Consider the following 18034-nt stretch of genomic DNA (forward strand, 5'->3'; position numbering starts at 1 on the left):
GCCCCTCACTGCGCCATCACCACGAGGGCCTGCGCTCCGGAGAAGCTCTGCTGTTCCGGCTGGTAATACGGGTGCGCCTCGGCGCCGCCGTCCTCCGCCCGGACAGGCATGGTCGCCTGCAGCCGGTAAGCGAAGGTGGCCGCGCGCCCCGCGGGGATCTCCTTCACGTAAAGGATCAGCTGCTTGCCCGTGATCTCGAACTTCGAGAGCTGGCCCGCCAGGATGTACTCCTGGAGATCCTCGGTCAGGAGCTGGAAGCCGGGCGGCAGCCCCACGGTCACGAGGACCATGTTCTGCACCGAGTCCGTCTTGTTCTGGACGCTCAGCGACGCCGTCACGATGTCGTCCACGTACAGCTGCGTCTTGTCGTACGTCACGCTGACCGCGAGCGGGCCTCCCGCGTCGCTCGGGACCGCGCTCCACGGCACGTTGTGGCGGCCCACCAGGTTGTAGCTGAGCTTCCCCTCCCCCGAGAACGCGATCGAGACGTCGTGCGCGCCCGCGGTCGCGAGGTGCGTGAGGTCGACCGTCGTCATGACGTCGGCCTGGTCCGCGCGCAGCGAGACCGTGCCCGCCGCCTCGCCGTCGACCGCGACGGTCACCGTCCCGGTGGCGCCCTCCGTCCCCTTGCTCGCGGCGAGGAGCAGGGTGCGCAGGCTCCAGATCGTCGCCTGGGTGGAGCCGAAGTTGCCGTTCGGGTCCTTCGACTGGGTCAGGAACTTCACGCCGCCGTCGGCGCTCGACCGGTGGGCGCCCGCGGAGAGCAGCGCGTGGGCCGCGAGCGCGGTGGTGGTGACCCTGGCGTCGTTCCCGGACTCGTAGAACGAGGTCTGCGTGCCGCCGTCATCCCAGTAAATTGCGTCTCCGTCCGCGGTCTTGCGCTGGTCCAGCGCGTCGAGCACCTGGTCCGTCAGCGCGCCGGAGGGGTCGGCCACGGCGAGCGCGTTGGCCGCGATCGCCAGGGTGTACAGGTCGTCGGTCGCCGGCTTCAGCGAGCGGGCCAGGTAGGCGAGCCCCGTCCCGATCTCGGGCCCCGCGTACCCCGCGCTCGCGAGCGCCCAGAGCACGAAGGCGCTGTTGCGGAGCGTGCCCGTGTGGAAGCTGAAGAACTCGGTCTGGTCGCCTTCCCACGTGCCGTCCGCCTTCTGCTGCCCGGCGAGCCAGTTGACGGTCCGGGCGAGCATCGCCTCGTCCACGGTGTGGACCTTGATCATGTCGGCGAACTCCATGACGCCGAACGCGGTGACCGACAGGTACGGATGCCCGTCCTGCTCGCCGAACCACGAGAAGCCGCCGCCCGAGTGCTCGAACGTGAGCAGTCGCTGGTACCCCGCCGAGATCAGCGACTCGGCCTTCATCTGGATCTCCGGGGTGATCTGGCCTGTCTGCTTCATGTACTGCGTGACGAGCACGTTGGGCCAGGTCGTCGAGGTGGTCTGCTCGAAGCAGCCGTTCGGGACCTGGAGCATGCTGTCCATGCCGCTCACCACCTGCGACAGGAACGCGGGGTAGATCTCGAGATAAAGCTGGTTCGAGCCGGGGACCGCGTCCGCGGGGAACGACAGCGCGTGATCGGCGCTGCCCGCCGCGAGCATGCCTGACGCGCTCTCTGCGAAGGGCTTCCCGTCCGGGACCACGCGCACGGTGCGGGCCACCGCGTCGGCGCCGGCGCTGCCCCGCGCGGTGACCGTGAGCGAGTTGACGCCCACCGTGTTCACCTTCACCGGGAACCGGACGCCACGCACCTCGCCCGCCGCGAGGGACACCGTCGTCGACGTCGCGCCGAGCGGCGTGTACCAGCTCCCCGGCTCGAGGCTGAGATCGACCGTCTGCGGCGTCTCCAGGTAGTTGTAGACGGCGATCGGGAACTCGACCTCATCGCCGCGCGTGAGCGTCGCCGGGAAGCTCACGTCGACGAAGAAGTCCTGGAACACCTTGAAGCCGCTCTGGATGCCGCCGAGCTTGCCGTCGGTCGAGTTCGCCAGCGCCGAGAGCCGCCACTCGGTGATGCTGTCCGCGAGCGGGATGCTCAGGGTGGCCGTGCCGTCGGGGCTCGTGATCACGCTCGGGTTGACGTAGAGGGTCTCCGGGAACTCGCGCCGTACGCGCGGCCCGCCCCCGTTGTCGCCGCCGGAATCCGGGGTGGGATTCCCGGCCGAGCCGCCGCCCGCTCCGGTTCCTCCGGTCGCGGCGCCGTTGGCCCAGCCGCCGTCCGCGTCGCCGGGGATGCCCCCTTCTGCCCAGTCCTGCGGGGGCACCTGGATCCCGAGATCGCTGAACGTGAACGCGAACGTCGCGTCGTCCTGGCTCTGCTCCACCTCGTCGGGCCCCGACGATTGCAGCGTGAACCCGCTCCAGCTGGAGGCCACCCGGTACGCGTTGCCCCACACGTCGAAGGCGCGCAGGCGCTCGGCGACGCGGTTCCCGAGCAGCTCGACGTACACGCCCTGCCCGTTGCAGCTGAACTGGGTGCCGTCGCAGCCGAGCGCCTTCAGCTCCCGCGCGGCGGCCGCGGCGGCCTCCGCGAGCCAGGGCTTCATCACGCCCTTCTGGCGCTCGTTGAACTGAGCGAGCTCCTCCGGCACCTTCGCCAGCACGGCGGGCCACGTGCGCGCCTGGAGGCCGGTGAGCGACGTGCCCGCGAGCGCGGCGAGCGAGGCCTGGGTCTTCACCTGCGCGGCCTCGGCCTGCTCGGGGTCCTCGCTCGCCGTCGCGTTGAACAGCAGGTCCTGGAGGTTCGCGGCCGGGCCGTGGATCTCGTAGCTCGGCTTCGCGAACTCGTCCTCCAGCTCGAAGTAGGTGCGGAGCAGCCCGGGCTGGGCGTCGACAAGCGCGAAGACGGCCTGATCGACCACCTGGACGCCGAGCGCGGCCACCTTCGGGTTCCCCGCGTCGTCCTTGACCGACAGCCGCAGCGTCGCCGTCTCCCCCGGCGCATACAGGGGCTTGTCGGCCTGGACCTCGACGCTCAGCGCGGAGTCGCCCCGCGCGAACACGGTGCGGCCGGAGCGGACCAGATTGCCATCGTCGTCGACAAGGTAGGCCTCGACCCGGTTGCTGCCGAGCAGGCCGGCGTCGACGGGCATGCTGAAATGGGCGCGCCCGCCCTCGAGCTCGAGAGAGCGCATGTCCACGGCCTGACCGTCGTTCAGCCAGTCGACGTAGACGCTGCCGGCCTCCTCGCTCGACTCGATGGTGACCTCGACCGTCTCGCCGGTCTCGTAGACGGCCCGATCGGTGCGCACGAGCAGGTGCTCGCCGCCGATCTGCGTGCCGAACGAGAACTTCCGCGTGACCGCCCGCTCTCCCACCGTCGCCCGCACCTCGAACGCGCCGTCCGCCGTGGCGACCGGCGGGGTGAAGCTCACCGCGGCCTGGCCGAAGGCGTCGGTGCGCGCCGTGAGCTGCGTGCCGTCCGGCGCCGTGATGACCGCCTCCGTATCGGCGAGCGGCGCCCCGAGCGGGTCGGTGACGAAGAGAAGAAGGGTGTTCGGGATCCCCGGGACGAGCTCGCGCGCCTCGGGCACGAGCACGATCGAGGCCGCGTCGGCGGCGACCTTGACCGGGATCGCCTTCGTGACCTCCTGCCCCGCCGTGTCCGCGACGGTGACGGTGAGCGTCACGGCCGCGTCGCCCTGCTCCAGCGGCAGGCCCGCGAGGCTCCGGGGGAGCGTCAGGCTGAACCCGTAATGGCCCTCGGCGTCGAGCTCGCCCACGATGCGCTGGAACGTCGTCTGACCGACGTCCAGCGACGCCGCCTCGATGGTCACGCTGCCGCCGGCGACGTTCTTGCCGAAGAAATAGCGCGCGTCGATGGTGCCGGTCAGCGTGTCACCCGCGGTGTACCAGGGCCTGTCGGTCCTCACGGCGACCTCGAACTTGGGCAGCGCGTACTGCCCCACGGTCACGACCTTCTCCGTCGTTGTCTCCCCGCTCACGAGGCGCACCTTGAACTCGCCGGTGTTCACGATGGAGCCGATCCGGAACGTCGTCGCGGCGACGCCGTAGGCGTCGGTCACGATGGGCTTCTTGAAGATCTTGTTGCCCTTGCCGTCCTCCACCTCGAACGTGATCGCCTCGCGGACGAGCGGCGCGTTGTTCCCCCGCTCGAGCGCGAGCGCGCGCAGGTGGATCGTCTGGCCGGGCTTGTAGAGCGGCTTGTCGGTGGTGAGGAGCAGCTTCGGGCCGGGGCCCTCGACGGTGATGTTCGCTGTGAGGGCCGCGTTGACGCCGAAGCCGAGCGCCTGCGCGGAGACGGGGTGCGCGCCGAGCGCGCCGGGCTCCACCTCGAACACCGCGGCGCCGAGCGCGTCGGTCGTCCCGCGGAGCGGCCGCGCCCCCTCGCCCACCGCGAGCTCGACGCCCACGTTGGGCACCGGCTGATGGGAGAAAGCGTCGGTCGCGCGCACGCGGTAGCTCGCGGTGCGCCCGCGCACGACGCGCGCCGGCCCCTCGATCTGCACGTCGTAGGGCGGGATGACGCGCAGGAGGCTCCGCGTGACGAGCAGCCCCTCCTCCGACCCGTCGTCGACGCGGACGAGGTACCGCGCGAGGCCCGGCTGCGCGCTCACGGCCGGCGCCGGGAGGCGCGCCTCCGCCGTCGTCGCCGTCCCGCCCGCGATGTCCAGGTCGACCTCGGTCGTGCCTTGTTCCCTGTCCGCGCCGAGATCGACGAGCGTGACGCGCAGGTGGCCGCTCGTCGCGCCGGCGGTCAGGTTGCGCACCGGGATCTGGAGGCGCAGCTCGCTCCCGTCGATCACGCCCAGCAGCCTCGCTTCGTCGATCTCGAGCGTGCCGTTCCGCGGTTGATCCGGGCGCCCGAGCGTCGTTGGCGGGGCATCATCGGAGGAGCACCCCGCCGCGAACGCGCTCGCCAGCGCCAGCGCGGCGAGCAGGTGGGGAGAGCTCCAGCGTCGGCGGAGAGCATCGAAGCGTACACGCATAAGTCCAAATCCTCCCGAGCGGCGCTGGCACATCCCCAGCGGCCGGCGCGTAGGTTGCATCCGCCGTACCAAGATGAACCACCGCCATCGAGCAGCAAATCCGCGGGAATAGACGTGGACCACGCGGACCGCGCGCGGAATGTGCGCCACCTTGTGCCAAGGTTCCGGCCCATCCGCGCCTCCACCGCGTGCGGGACTCCGTTCACATGGTGGAATCGCGACGCCTCTGTGACTCGATGGCTCGATGACGCGATGATTCGATGACGCGATGACTCGACAGGCCGAGGACCGCCGACCCCCCCGCAATGGCGAGGCCGCGCGGCGTGCCCGGCCCATGGGATGGGGTCGACCGGTCACGAGGGTCCGTGCCGTGCTCCCCTGGACATCGGGATCCGACCGTCTCAGGTTCTCGCGCGAGCGCAAGGCGCTTCGCCGCCGAGGAGGGGATCATGCAGATCGACTTCGAGATGCCCGTGATGGCCGACGGCGGCCTCGATGCGGGCGTGCTCGACCGCGTCCTGGTCGACCGAGAGCGGGGCGTGCTGACCCACGTGGTGCTCCGTTCTCCGCTGGCGAGCGAGGAGCTGCTGATCTCGATGGATCTCGTGCAGGGCACGGCGGACGGGCACCTCCGTTTACGGCCCGGCCGGGACGAGCTCCTGGCGCTGCCTCGGTACTACGACGGGCGGACGACGGCGCAGCCGCCGGGGCGCGTCGACACCTCGCTCGTGCCGCAGCCGCCCGAGCGGAGGCAGGAGCTGGAGGAGGCGCTCGGGGTCACGGACGATACGGTCGAGCTCGGCCCCGACACGCGGGTGATGACCACCGACGAGGCCGAGGCGCAGCTCGTGGGCATCGGCGCGAACGATCCTGGCAACGACATCTCGCGGATCCGCGTGCGCGGCCCCGCGGGCGCCGAGGCCGACTTCCCCGCATCCTGGATCGACGTGATGCGCGAGGACGTGGTGGCGCTGAAGGTGACCCGGGACGATATCTTGCGCTCTCGTCCGGCGCCCAGACGCCGGGACGGAAACCTCGCCAGCCTCGAGGGGCTCTCGGGCATGGGCGGACGCGACGGCGACACGCCCGAGGAGGTGTTCGGAGCGAACTTCGTCGATGAGCTGCGCGGCAAGGGCGGTATGCTCCTCCGCGTGCCCGGCGCCGGTAGCCCCGCCGAGGCCGAGAGCAACCGCGTGGCGGCGCCCGTGGTGGAGGCGGGCCCGGAGCGGCGGTCCTCCTCGCGATGAGCTCGTGAGCCAGGCACGGCGGCTCTCCGGAGGGCTGGAGTCTCCAAGAGCAACAAGAGCAGGACGAGAGGTGGAGTCGAGATAGTCGCCCCGCCGGAAACTTGACACCGATGCTCGCGCGTGCTCGTCTCCGCCCCAGGATGGACCCTCACCACATTCCGCCGAGCCCGGGCACCCGCACGGCCAGCGTCCTCGATCCGACCGCGGTGGCGGAGACGTTCCGCAGCGAGATCCGGGCGGAGCTCGCGGCGCTGCCCGAGCCGCTGGTCCTGGTCGGTGTGCTCGCGGCGGATCACGGGCCGTCGTACACGTACGCGGAGTACACGCGCAAGGCGTGCGAGGACGTGGGGATCCGCTTCGAGATCCGCCACGCGACGCGGCTCGACGCCGAGGAGGCCATCCGCGCGGCGAACGAGGACGCGCGCGTGCACGGGATGATGGTGTATTACCCGATCTTCGGCACGGAGCAGGACGTGTACCTGCGGGACAGCGTCGATCCCGCGAAGGACATCGAGGGGCTCCACACGTTCTGGGCACGTTGCCTGTACCAGAACCAGCGCTTCCTGGACGAGGCGAAGACCAGGAAGGCGATCCTGCCGTGCACGCCGCTGGCCATCCTCAAGCTGGTCGAGGCGGCCGGCTTCTTCGGCGAGGGGGAGCGGCCGCTCGAGGGCCGGCGCGTGTGCATCTTCAACCGGAGCGAGGTCGTCGGGAGGCCGCTCGCGAGCATGATGGCGCACGACGGAGCCCACGTGACCTCGTTCGATATCGATGGTCCGTTGCTCTTCGTGCCCAGCTCCTCGGGCGACATGCACGAGGTGCGCGAGACGACGGTGGACCGGGCGACCGCGCTGCGGCAGGCCGACATCGTGGTGACCGGCGTGCCCTCGCGGAGCTTCCCGGTCGTGCAGGGCGCCGAGCTCCGCGAGGGCGCCCTCTGCATCAACTTCTCCACCTTCAAGAACTTCAGCGACGATATCCAGAGCAAGGCGAGCGTGTTCGTGCCCCGCGTCGGCCCCATGACGGTGACGATGGCGATCCGGAACAGCCTGCGGCTCTACAAGAACACCCACCCGGGCGGGTGAGCTCGCTCGCGGCGGCGCGCGCGAGCGCACGGGCTCCTCGCTGCGCGGCGGCTGGTCACATGTGGTCGGTGGGGTCGTCCCGAGGGGTCCGGGGCCTCGGGGGCAGCGGCGCCCGTTTTCTGGCGGACGACGGCGCCGGCGGCGCGCGCACGGGCGCGGGCGCGCTGGTCTGCGCCTCGGAGGCCGAAGGCGCGCCCGGCGCGGCCGTCGCGCTGTCGGAGGGCGGCGGCGGAGGCTCCGTCGACGCGGTGGACGGCGCGGCGGCGGACAGCGCGGACGCGGCGGCAGGCGAGGCCGCCGCGTCGGGCTGCGACGTCGGTTCGCCGCCCGGCGCGAGGGTGCGAAGGACCGCATAGGTGACGAGCCCCAGGGCGAGCGCGCCAGCGCCCAGGGCCAGCGAGATCCTGGCGCGGCGGCCGTCGGCGTTCGTCGGGGCGAGGGTATTTCCGGCCGACGTCAACGTGCTGATGGACCCCTGGAACGCCGGCGCAGCGCCCTCCGATGCGCCACGGCTCGGAGCGCCGTGAAAGGGGGGCCCTGCTTCGTTTCGCAGCGTGGGCAAGGACGCGCTGGAGGCGGCGCCCATCGTGCCGGGACTCGGTCCCATGATTCCAGGGCTCGCCGCATCTGGACGCGCCCCTATCGCATCTGGACGCGCCCCTATCGCATCTGGACGCGCCCCTATCGCATCTGGACGCGCCTCTAACGCATCTGGACGTGTCCCTAACGCATCTGGACGCGCCCCTAACGCATCTGGACGTGCCCCCATCGCATCTGGACGCGCCCCTACCGCATCTGGGCTCGCGGCCATCGTGCCGCCATGGACGACGAGCAGCGGAGACGCCCCCTCCGCGGGAACCGAAGGCTGGAGAGGTCGGGGCTCCGACCCCGCCGCGGAGGCCGCCGCGCCGAACGCCTCGGCGAGCTCGCTCGCGCCCTGGAACCGATGCGCCGGGTCGCGCGCGAGCGCCCGCGAGAAGAACCCATCCACGGCGGGCCCGAGCTCCGGCACGACGCTGGACGCGAGGGGGACGTCCTCCGTGCAGATCGCCACGAACACCTCGCCGATCTCCTCACCCGGGAACGGGAGACGGCCAGTGAGGCAGCGATACGCGATCACGCCGACGGACCAGAGATCGCTGCGCCAGTCGAGGGTCTTGCTGCGGCGCACCTGCTCGGGGCTCATGTAGTAGGGCGAGCCGACGAGCGTGCCTGTCTTCGTCTCGTTGCCGGCCAGCAGCGTGCCCTGGGCCTTGGCGATCCCGAAGTCGAGGACCTTCACGAGCTCGTCCTCGTCCTGCCGCGAGAGAAAGAGGTTCGCGGGCTTGAGGTCGCGGTGGACGATCCCCATCTCGTGCGCGCGGCGCAGGGCCTTGCACACCTGCGTGACGATGCCGAGCGTGGCCGCCGTGGAGAGGCGCCCCTCCCGCGCGAGCCGCGTCTCGAGATCCTCGCCGTCGAGGAGCTCCATCACGAGGAAAGGCGTGTCGCCCTCGAGCCCATAATCGTGCACGTGCACGACGTTCGGTAGCTTGAGCTGCGCCGCGGCCCTCGCCTCGCGCTCGAAGCGCGCCCGCGCGGTGGACGAGGCAGCGTACTCGGGCGCCATGAGCTTGACCGCGACCATGGCGTCGAGCTGGAGGTGCCGGGCCACCCAGATCGACCCCATCCCGCCCCGCGCGAGCATGCGCTCGAGGCGGTATCTTCCGGCGACGACGCTGCCTTCTGCGAGCGAATTCATGAGCCTCGGCCTCTCGCTGGGAACGCGCACCCGAGGGGCTCAGGGTCGAGCAGCCGGGGCGCCTCGCGCCCAACGAAGCAAACGAACGAGCCCACCGCAACAGGATCCGACCCGGACCGCGCGCCGCGTCCTTTCGCCTCAACCGGACCGCCGCGCTCGCGGCGCCGCGCGCCGCCTACTTGCGCCTCGGCCGTGCCGCCGAGCCCGCGGCGTCGCGCGCCGCCGCCGCGGGGGCGCCTCGCCCGGCGGCCTGCGGCGCGCGGAGATCGCTCGCGCGCGCCCGCCGCGCGGGAGGGCTGCCCTGCGACGTCAGCGCCTCCAGGGCGGCGCGCAGCTCGGCGCGCACGTGCGGGCCGAGGAGCTTCTCCGCCATGGCGCTCAGGCGTCCCGCGAACGCGGCCATGATGCAGCCCGCGCGCTGGTCGTCGCGCTCCGGGGCCCCCGAGCGCCGGTAGTGCCGCGCGTAGTCGCCCGTGATCGCCCCGAGATCGCCGCCCACGTGGACCGCCTGCCGCATGAAGAGCCGCGCCGCGCGCTCGTTGGTGATCGGCGGCATCTGCGCCAGGGTCAGGGCCACCTCGGTCCTGCCCACGGCGAGCAGCATGGAGACCACCCGCTGGCGCGCGAGCTCGACGAGCCTCGGCGCGAGGGTGTGCTCGTCGAAGACGTGGACGTGCGCCGGCACGAGCGCTCCGCCTTCTGCGCCGAGCTCGCTCAGGAACGCGTTCAGCACCGGCGAGCGCGTCGGCGCGGCGCACACGTACTCCCGCGCGCCGCCCGCGTTCGACGGGCCCCCCGGCGGCGACGGGAGCGGGCCAGCGGCGGGCTTCGCGCGCGGCCCGGGTTGCGACGAGCGCCCCCGCCGTGCGCGTTCGAAGTGCCGCTCCGCGCTCCCCGCGCGCTCGTTCTCCGCGGCAGCGTCCGTCGCGCCGAGCAGCGCGGCCAGGCCCGCCGCGTGGGCGGCGGTGACGTGCGGAGGAGGTTGCTTGCTGGACATTCGAGCAGATCCTCTCGTTCGAGAGTTGCTCGAGCGCTTATCACGCCGCACGAACGGTTGTACAGCGCTGAACGCCGGTTCCGGACGGGCGCACGCGGCCATGAGGGCGTGGCGAGGAGGCAGGTCGCGCGAGCCTACGGAGCCATGGCGCGGCGCCCCCTTGCGCGGCCGGTGACGCTCCTCAGGGTTCGCTCAGTACCTCCGCAAGCGTCGGCGCGGTGAGCACGCGCTCGGACCATCGATCCAGCGCCACGACATCGGCGGCGTTGACGCACGCGACGACATCGTCGGGCAGCGCGCCGAAGCGCGCGCCGAGCAGCTTCAGCAGCACATGGCGGCGTCCCTCCCGCAACCCCTGCTGTCTGCCGCGCTCCATCAGTTGATCGGCTGCCGACACGATCTCCTCCTTCCAGGGCTCTCCCGCCGCGGCCAGGAGCCGCTGCAGGACCTCGCACCATGCCTCATGCGCGCGTCACAGACACCATTTCTTCGACAAGCTCTTTTGCGAATGAATCAGAACGGCTCCCCGTAATTCATGCTCGCGCGACGCACCGTCCTTCGTGAGCATCCTGTCGCACACGACCTCGATCGACTTGTCGATCTCGGCGACGGAGAGCCGGGCCACCAGCGAGCGGACCGGCGCGCTGCCGCAGCGCGAACGTGGCCTCGCAGACGAACGTGAACATCCACGCGCCCGACGGCTGCCAGAGGAGCGAGGCCACGAGGAGCGGGCCGACGGCAAGGACCGCCATCGAGCCGAGATGCCAATTTTACGTACAGGACAGCTATTCCCGGGACGCTGCGGGCTTCCAGCGGCGTGGGCGGGCGCCCCCTCCCGGCGGTTCCCGACGGTTGAAGGTTGTTCAATGAAAACTTAGTCTTGCCGCCCTTCGGCGGGCAGGACGGCGCGGAGCGCGGCGGAGGAGGCGGCCGGCAAGGAGTGGGTTCCATGACCTCGACCTCGCACAAGTGGCAGTTCTGGATCGATCGCGGAGGCACCTTCACGGACGTCGTGGCCCGGCGGCCCGACGGCTCGCTCACCACCGAAAAGCTCCTGTCGGAGAACCCCGAGCAGTACGCCGACGCGGCGGTCGAGGGGATCCGCCGCCTGCTCGGCCTCGCGCCCGGTCAGGTCATCTCTGCCGCCGAGGTCGAGTGCGTGAAGATGGGCACCACGGTCGCCACGAACGCGCTGCTCGAGCGCAAGGGGGACCGCACCGTGCTGGTCACCACGCGCGGCTTCCGCGACGCGCTGCGCATCGGCTACCAGAACCGCCCTCGCCTGTTCGATCGCCATATCGCGCTGCACGACCTGCTCTACGAGCGCGTTGTCGAGGCCCGCGAGCGCGTCGACGCGCGCGGCGAGGTGGCCGAGCCGCTCGACGGCGAGGCGCTGCGCGGCCCGCTCTCGGAGGCGTTCGAGGCCGGGATCCGCGCCTGCGCGATCGTCTTCATGCACGGCTACCGGTTCGCCGCGCACGAGCGGCGGGCGGCCGAGATCGCGCGCGAGGTCGGCTTCACCCAGGTCTCCGCGTCGCACGAGGTGAGCCCGCTGATGAAGCTCGTCTCGCGCGGCGACACGACGGTGGTCGACGCGTACCTGTCGCCCATCCTGCGCCGCTACGTCGAGCAGGTGGCCGGCCAGATGCCCGGCGTGCCGCTCTACTTCATGCAGTCGAGCGGCGGGCTGACGCTGGCCGGCCGCTTCCAGGGCAAGGACGCGATCCTGAGCGGCCCGGCGGGCGGCATCGTCGGCATGGTGCGCACCGCGCTCGCGGGCGGGCACGAGAAGGTGATCGGCTTCGACATGGGCGGCACCTCGACCGACGTGTCGCACTACGCCGGCGAGCTCGAGCGCGCCTTCGAGACGCAGGTGGCCGGCGTCCGGATGCGCGCGCCGATGATGAGCATCCACACCGTGGCCGCGGGCGGCGGCTCGCTCCTCGGCTTCGACGGCGCGCGGCTCCGCGTGGGGCCGGAGTCGGCCGGCGCGAACCCGGGGCCCGCGTGCTACCGCCGCGGCGGGCGGCTGGCCGTCACCGACGCGAACGTGATGCTCGGCAAGATCCAGCCGGAGTTCTTCCCGCACGTGTTCGGCCCGGGCGCCGACGCGCCGCTCGACCGCGAGGTCGTCGAGCGGCGCTTCCGGGCCATGGCGGCCGAGGTGCAGCGCGACACGTCGCGCCCGATCACGCCCGAGCAGCTGGCCGAGGGCTTCCTGCAGATCGCCGTCGCGAACATGGCCAACGCGGTGAAGAAGATCTCGGTGGCGCGCGGGCACGACGTCACCCAGTACACCCTGCAATGCTTCGGCGGCGCCGGCGGCCAGCACGCCTGCGCCGTGGCCGACGCGCTCGGCATGCGCCGCGTCTTCGTCCACCCGCTCGCGGGGGTCCTGTCCGCCTACGGCATGGGCCTGTCGGACCAGAGCGCGATCCGCGAGGCGGCCGTGGAGCGGCGGCTCGACGAGGCGGGGCTCTCCGCGGCGCGCGAGGCGCTCGCGCGCATCGGCCGCGACGCGGAGGCCGAGCTCGTGGCGCAAGGGTTCTCGCCGGAGCGCGTGCGGCTCGTCCGGCGCGTCCACGTGCGCTACGAGGGCACCGACACCGCCCTCGTCGTGCCCGACGGCAGCGCGGAGGCGATCCGCGCCGCCTTCGACGCGGCCTACCGCAGGCGGTTCGCCTTCCTGATGCCGGACAAGGCGCTCGTCCTGGAGAGCGTCTCCGTGGAGGCGATCGGGCCGGGCGAGGCCGCCGAGGAGCGGCCGGGAGAGGCGCGCCCGCACCGCCCCGAGGCCGACGCCCGGGTGCGGATGTACGCCGAGGGGGCGCTCCACGACGCGGCGCTGCACCGGCGCGAGCGGCTCGGGCGCGGCGCGGTGATCGACGGGCCGGCCATCGTCGCCGAGGCCAACGCGACGACCGTCGTCGAGCCCGGCTGGCGCGCCGAGATCACCGCGCTCGGCCACATGGTGCTCACCCGGGTGGCGCCGCGCCCGGAGCGGCGCGCGGTGGGCACCGAGGTCGACCCGGTGATGCTGGAGGTGTTCAACAACCTGTTCATGAACATCGCCGAGCAGATGGGCCTGCGGCTCCAGAACACCGCCCACTCGGTCAACATCAAGGAGCGGCTCGATTTCTCGTGCGCGCTGTTCGACGCGGAGGGCAGCCTGATCGCGAACGCGCCGCACATGCCGGTGCACCTCGGCTCGATGGGCGAGTCGATCAAGACCGTGATCGCGCGGAACCCGGGGATGAAGCCGGGGGACGTGTTCGCGCTCAACGATCCGTACCGCGGCGGCACCCACCTGCCGGACGTGACGGTGGTCACGCCGGTATGGGACGAGGCGGGCGCTCGCGTGCTGTTCTACGTGGCGTCGCGCGGCCATCACGCGGACATCGGCGGCATCACGCCGGGCTCGATGCCGCCGTTCTCCAGGGCGATCGAGGAGGAGGGCGTCCTGCTCGACAACGTGAAGCTGGTCGAGGCCGGGCGCCTCCGCGAGGCGGAGCTCCTGGCGCTGCTCGGCGAAGGGCCGTACCCGGCGCGCAACCCGCAGCAGAACCTGGCCGACCTGCGCGCGCAGATCGCGGCGAACGAGAAGGGCGCGCAGGAGCTCGCCGTGATGGTGGCGCAGTTCGGCCTCCCGACGGTGCAGGCCTACATGAAGCACGTGCAGGACAACGCCGAGGAGAGCGTGCGCCTCGCGATCGCGCGGCTCGACCCGGCGCTCCTCCACGACGGGCGCTTCTCGCTGCCGCTCGACAACGGCGCGACGATCGAGGTGGCCCTCCGGATCGACCGGGAGCGCCGCGCGGCGGTCGTGGACTTCACCGGCACGTCCGGGCAGATGGAGAACAACTTCCACGCGCCCCGCGCTGTGACGATGGCCGCGGTGCTCTACGTCTTCCGCACGCTCGTGGACGACGACATCCCGCTCAACGCGGGCTGCCTGAAGCCGATCGAGGTCGTCATCCCCGAGGGCTCGATGCTGAGCCCGCGCCCCCCGGCCGCGGTGGTGGCGGGCAACGTCGAGGTGTCGACCTGCGTCACGAACGCGCTGTACGGGGCCCTCGGCGTGCTCGCGAGCAGCCAGCCGACGATGAACAACTTCACGTTCGGCAACGAGCGGCTCCAGTACTACGAGACGATCTCGGGCGGCTCGGGGGCGGGCATCGAGATCGGCGGGAGCGGCGGCGGCGGCGCGGGCGCCGAGCGCGGCTTCGCGGGGACGAGCGTCGTGCAGACGCACATGACGAACTCGCGCCTGACGGATCCGGAGGTGCTTGAGCACCGCTTCCCGGTGCGGCTGGATCGCTACGAGATCCGCGAGGGCTCCGGCGGGGCCGGGCGCTACCCGGGCGGGAACGGCGGCACGCGCGCCGTGCGCTTCCTGGAGCCGATGACGGCGTCGATCCTGTCGAACGGGCGCTCGACGGCCGCGTTCGGCCTGGCGGGCGGGAAGGCGGGCGCGCCCGGGCGCAACCTGGTGGTGCGCGCGGACGGCTCGGTCGAGGTGCTGGGGCACATCGGATCGGTCGAGATGGGGAGCGGCGATGTGTTCGTGATCGAGACGCCGGGGGGCGGCGGGTACGGAGCGCCGGAGGCTGGCTGAGGGGGCGCGGGGACCTGGGGACGTGCCCGGCGCTGGCGGCGGGCGATCGCTCGTCCGACCAGCCGCCGGTCACGCGCCGACGGGCTCGGGCTCGGGGTCCCGAGCGACGGCCAGCGCCGCGAGCCGCAGCCCGAACGCCTCGTACCGGTCGCGCGCCGCCTGCGGCATGCCGAGCGCCTCGAGGCACGCGCCTTCGCGCTCGGGCCAGGGCAGCGCGCGGTAGATGCGCCGGGCGCGACCGACGAGGTCGCGCCGCCCGGCGCCGCGCCCGACGCGCAGGAGCACCTGGGCTTTCACGAGGATGCTCCCCGAGCGAGCGAAGGCATCATCGAGAGCTCGCTCTGCCTCGCCAACGCCGGCACCGCGCTGGATCGCGTACCAGAGCCGGAGGCCTGCTATCCGCGCTGCCTCGCCGGGAAGGTGGTGAGCCTCCGCCGCACGGGCGGCGTCGCCTAGCAGCGCGTCGAGCCGCTCCAGCGAGCCGGACCGGAGCGCCGCGACGGCGACGCGACCCACGCACGCCGCGATGAGCTCAGGCGCGCCCGCACGCGCGAGCGCTAACGCGCTCTCGGCCGCCTCCGCGGCCGAGAGCTCCGACCCTGCGCGCGCGAGGAGGTTGTCCGCTACGAGCAACTCCGCCTCGATCCGCGCCCACGGAGGGGTCGCGGGCGCGACAGCGGCGACTCGCGAAACGAGCACCGCAATGGCGGTGTCCATGCGGTCGAGGCTCCATCCTTCGAGGAGCCCGGCGCGCACGGCGAGCCGGGTCCAGCCTGCGATGGCGTTGGCGCGCGCGAGCGCGCGGGAGAGATCGCCGCCCCCCGCGATCACGTCGGCGAGATCCTCGAGGCCGCGAAGGGCGTCAGGCTCCCCCTGCGAACGGCGGACATGCAGGCGGAGCTCGTCGGCCTGCTCTGACTCGACGGAGGCGATGGCGTCGACGGCGGCCTCGAGCTCCCCCTGGCGGATGAGGAGGTCGGAGAGCAGCAGCGCGAACGAATGGATCCCGAAGCGGGGCCCTGCTTGCGCGGTCTGACGGAGGCCGTCCTCTAGCTTGTGCGTCGCCTCCTTCCAGCGCCCTTCGGTGATCAGGAGAACCGCTTCCAGCCTCTGCATGAAGAGGCGATTCTCGGTCGCCAACCAGGCCATTTGCGCCTGCCCTAACGCCTCGCGCGCTCCCCGCGCGTCCTTGCGGCAAAGGTAGGCGTCCGCAAGCACGATGAGTTGCCGCGCGACGAGATCCGGGTTGGGCGGAGTCGCCTGCTCTGCGGCATCGAGGGCCTCGCGTGCCACGGCGATCTCGGAGCCGTAGTAGTCCGAGCGCTGCGAGAGGATCATGGCGTACTGCTCACTGTATTCCTCCCGCACCGGCCCGAGCACGCGCAACGCATCCTGAATGTGGGTGTGACGCTCCTGCTTGATGGTGCTATCAGCGCGGCGGTAGTGGAGCGCTGCCAGCGTCGACCGGTCGCGCGCCGAGAGCCGATTCTTCCGCTCCAGGAGCGCGATCCCGCCGTCGAGCGCGCGGTACCCGCCCTCCAAGCGGCCTTGCATGAGCAGCCCTGTTCCAAGGGTCAGCAACGCATCGGGCGAGCGCTCATTGGTCATCAGCTGCTCGACGTCGGGCTCAGGCTCCCGCGAGGGCTCGAGCTCGATGGCCTCCTGAGGTTCGATGAGGGCGACGGCATCGCGGATCGAGTAGCAGTCCGGCGCCTCCCGCACGAAGCGCTGAAACGTCTCGAGACCGCGTAGCCGCAGCAGAAAGCGGCATCTCCGGCTGAGCAGCTTGTCGCGGTTGAGATTCAGCGCCAGCATCGCGTCCACCGCGGGCTCGCCGATGTGCAGAAAGACGACCCCCTCGCCCGCGGCAGCAGGCGAGTCGAACATCTGCACGACATCGCCGCCGTTCTCGAGCGTGAACTCGCCGCTCGCCTCGACGCCGATCACGCCGCGCACGATCGGCCAGGCCGCGTCGTCTACGACGACGATCACGAAATGCCCCCGCCCCAGCGCGGCCTCGAGGCCGCGGAGCTGTTGCTCGTCCGCTCGCCGCAGCTTGCGCACGATCTGGCTCACGCCTTGTCCAGCCACTCCCAGAGCATCGGCGCCACCTCCCACCAGATACCGTCGTGGTTGTGCTCGATCACGACCGATCGCCGGGCGTACTCGAGCTGTCCCGCATCGGCCAGAAGGTGTGCCTCGCGTATGGCGCGAAGCGCCTCCTTGTCCTTGGGATAGAGCGTCGCGATAGACCTGGTTTTCTCCTCCGTGAGCGTGTCCTCCCACGCGATCTCATCGACGCGATCCTGATTGTAGAGCTGCGCCTGGATGATCGCGAACCGCAGGAGGTTGAAAAAGTCGCGCACAACGCCGCCGGAGTACAGGGCGGCCTCGCGGACGACCTCGGCATCGAACAGCCCAGGGCCCACGCGCGCATCGAAGATGCTCCGCATGACGGCGACGCCCGTCGGGTCCTCGGCACTTGTCGGATCCAGCACGTTCGTCTTGCGTAGCACCTGGATCGGACGCAGGTGGTTGACGTTCCTTCCGAGAGCGCCTCCCGGACCGCCAAAGGTGACGGAAGGAGGCACCGTGACCAGGATGGGGACGTGCGGCGCAAGGAGCGCCCCCAAGTTGGTGTGGAAGATCTCGGTGAACTGCTCATTCGACCGGAGCTTCTCGAGATCGTCGACGACGATGAGCACGCGGTGCGGGAGGCCGGCGTGCACCAGCGCCGTCCCGATGTCGTCCACGAGGGCGTCGATGAGCTCCACGAGCACGCTCCCCTGGGTCTCCGCAAACCCGCGGAACTCGCGGCGGCGACCTTGCTCCACGGCGAGCTCCTGGCTGAGCTTGACGAAGAAGAGGTCGAAGCTCAGGCCAAATTTCCCGCCCTTTTGCACGAGCCCGGTCGGGCCGTAGAGCGCGGCGTCGAGCCGCTGCAGGATGCCGAGCCATCGGTCCGACCGATCGAACGTCACCAGCGTCGTGTCGGCGCTGGCACGCGCGTAGAGCTGCGCCGCGATCAGGAACAAGAGCTCGTGCGAGGCGAGGCTCGGCTGGTGCTCCGGCTCGATGTCGAACGCGACGATGTAAAAGCGCTGCAGGATGTCGTGGTCGGCTAGGAGCCGCTTGAGCTCCGTGCTCTTGCCGCTGCCGATGTGCCCCGACAGGAAGAAGCGGTCCCGCTCGCTCGACTTGATGAGCTGGCCCCGCAGCCGCGCTAGGGGCGGCAGCTGACGCCTCCTGCCGACCGGGATGGTGGTCTGCACGTAGACCGGGTCGTTGGGCTCGAGAGCCTTGAGTTCGAGGGCCTGGTAGGCGTCGTCGAGGGTCGTGGCAGGCACGGTGCCGACACTCTAGCCTCCGCCGCGCGGGAAGTGAAAGGTAGCGACCGGCGGTCGGC

General features: G+C 71.5%; 9 protein-coding genes. 3 read left to right on the forward strand and 6 right to left on the reverse strand.

Annotated elements, in window-relative coordinates; genetic code table 11:
• Window positions 1–5 precede the first annotated feature (5 nt).
• The gene (locus WMF44_RS22015) at window positions 6–4943 is read right to left on the reverse strand and encodes an MG2 domain-containing protein (protein ID WP_437301066.1); all 4938 of its coding nucleotides are present in this window, start codon (window positions 4941–4943) and stop codon (window positions 6–8) included.
• Between the two features lie 449 nt (window positions 4944–5392).
• Between WMF44_RS22015 and WMF44_RS22020 the strand changes: the two genes are divergently transcribed.
• Both WMF44_RS22020 and WMF44_RS22025 read left to right on the forward strand, forming a co-directional pair.
• Window positions 5393–6190, forward strand: coding sequence for a hypothetical protein (locus WMF44_RS22020; protein WP_437301067.1), 798 nt, complete (start codon window positions 5393–5395; stop codon window positions 6188–6190).
• A gap of 140 nt (window positions 6191–6330) precedes the next feature.
• Window positions 6331–7275, forward strand: coding sequence for a bifunctional methylenetetrahydrofolate dehydrogenase/methenyltetrahydrofolate cyclohydrolase (locus WMF44_RS22025; protein WP_437301068.1), 945 nt, complete (start codon window positions 6331–6333; stop codon window positions 7273–7275).
• A gap of 55 nt (window positions 7276–7330) precedes the next feature.
• On the opposite strand, the gene WMF44_RS22030 is transcribed toward WMF44_RS22025, so the two are convergent.
• The 3 genes from WMF44_RS22030 to WMF44_RS22040 form a co-directional block, all read right to left on the reverse strand.
• A complete protein-coding gene (locus WMF44_RS22030) occupies window positions 7331–9016 on the reverse strand; it encodes a protein kinase domain-containing protein (protein ID WP_437301069.1) in 1686 nt (561 codons plus the stop codon).
• A gap of 175 nt (window positions 9017–9191) precedes the next feature.
• On the reverse strand, window positions 9192–10013 hold the full coding sequence (locus WMF44_RS22035; RefSeq protein ID WP_437301070.1) for a hypothetical protein: 822 nt from the start codon (window positions 10011–10013) through the stop codon (window positions 9192–9194).
• Between the two features lie 181 nt (window positions 10014–10194).
• A complete protein-coding gene (locus tag WMF44_RS22040; RefSeq protein WP_437301071.1) occupies window positions 10195–10410 on the reverse strand; it encodes a DUF4351 domain-containing protein in 216 nt (71 codons plus the stop codon).
• 552 nt (window positions 10411–10962) lie between these two features.
• On the opposite strand from WMF44_RS22040, the gene WMF44_RS22045 reads away from it, so the two are divergent.
• Window positions 10963–14628: a hydantoinase B/oxoprolinase family protein gene (locus WMF44_RS22045; RefSeq protein WP_437301072.1), complete on the forward strand. Its 3666-nt coding sequence runs from the start codon at window positions 10963–10965 to the stop codon at window positions 14626–14628.
• Window positions 14629–14697: 69 nt separating this feature from the next.
• Here WMF44_RS22045 and WMF44_RS22050 read toward each other — a convergent pair whose 3' ends face one another.
• The gene (locus tag WMF44_RS22050; protein ID WP_437301073.1) at window positions 14698–16704 is read right to left on the reverse strand and encodes a hypothetical protein; all 2007 of its coding nucleotides are present in this window, start codon (window positions 16702–16704) and stop codon (window positions 14698–14700) included.
• Window positions 16701–17975 carry a hypothetical protein gene (locus tag WMF44_RS22055; RefSeq protein WP_437301074.1) on the reverse strand — a complete coding sequence of 425 codons (1275 nt, stop codon included), beginning with the start codon at window positions 17973–17975 and terminating at the stop codon, window positions 16701–16703. The genes WMF44_RS22050 and WMF44_RS22055 overlap by 4 nt, the downstream gene beginning before the upstream one ends.
• Between the last annotated feature and the right edge of the window lie 59 nt (window positions 17976–18034).

The organism is Sorangium sp. So ce426 (assembly GCF_051475585.1).
In the GTDB taxonomy this organism is placed as follows: domain Bacteria; phylum Myxococcota_A; class Polyangia; order Polyangiales; family Polyangiaceae; genus Sorangium; species Sorangium cellulosum_B.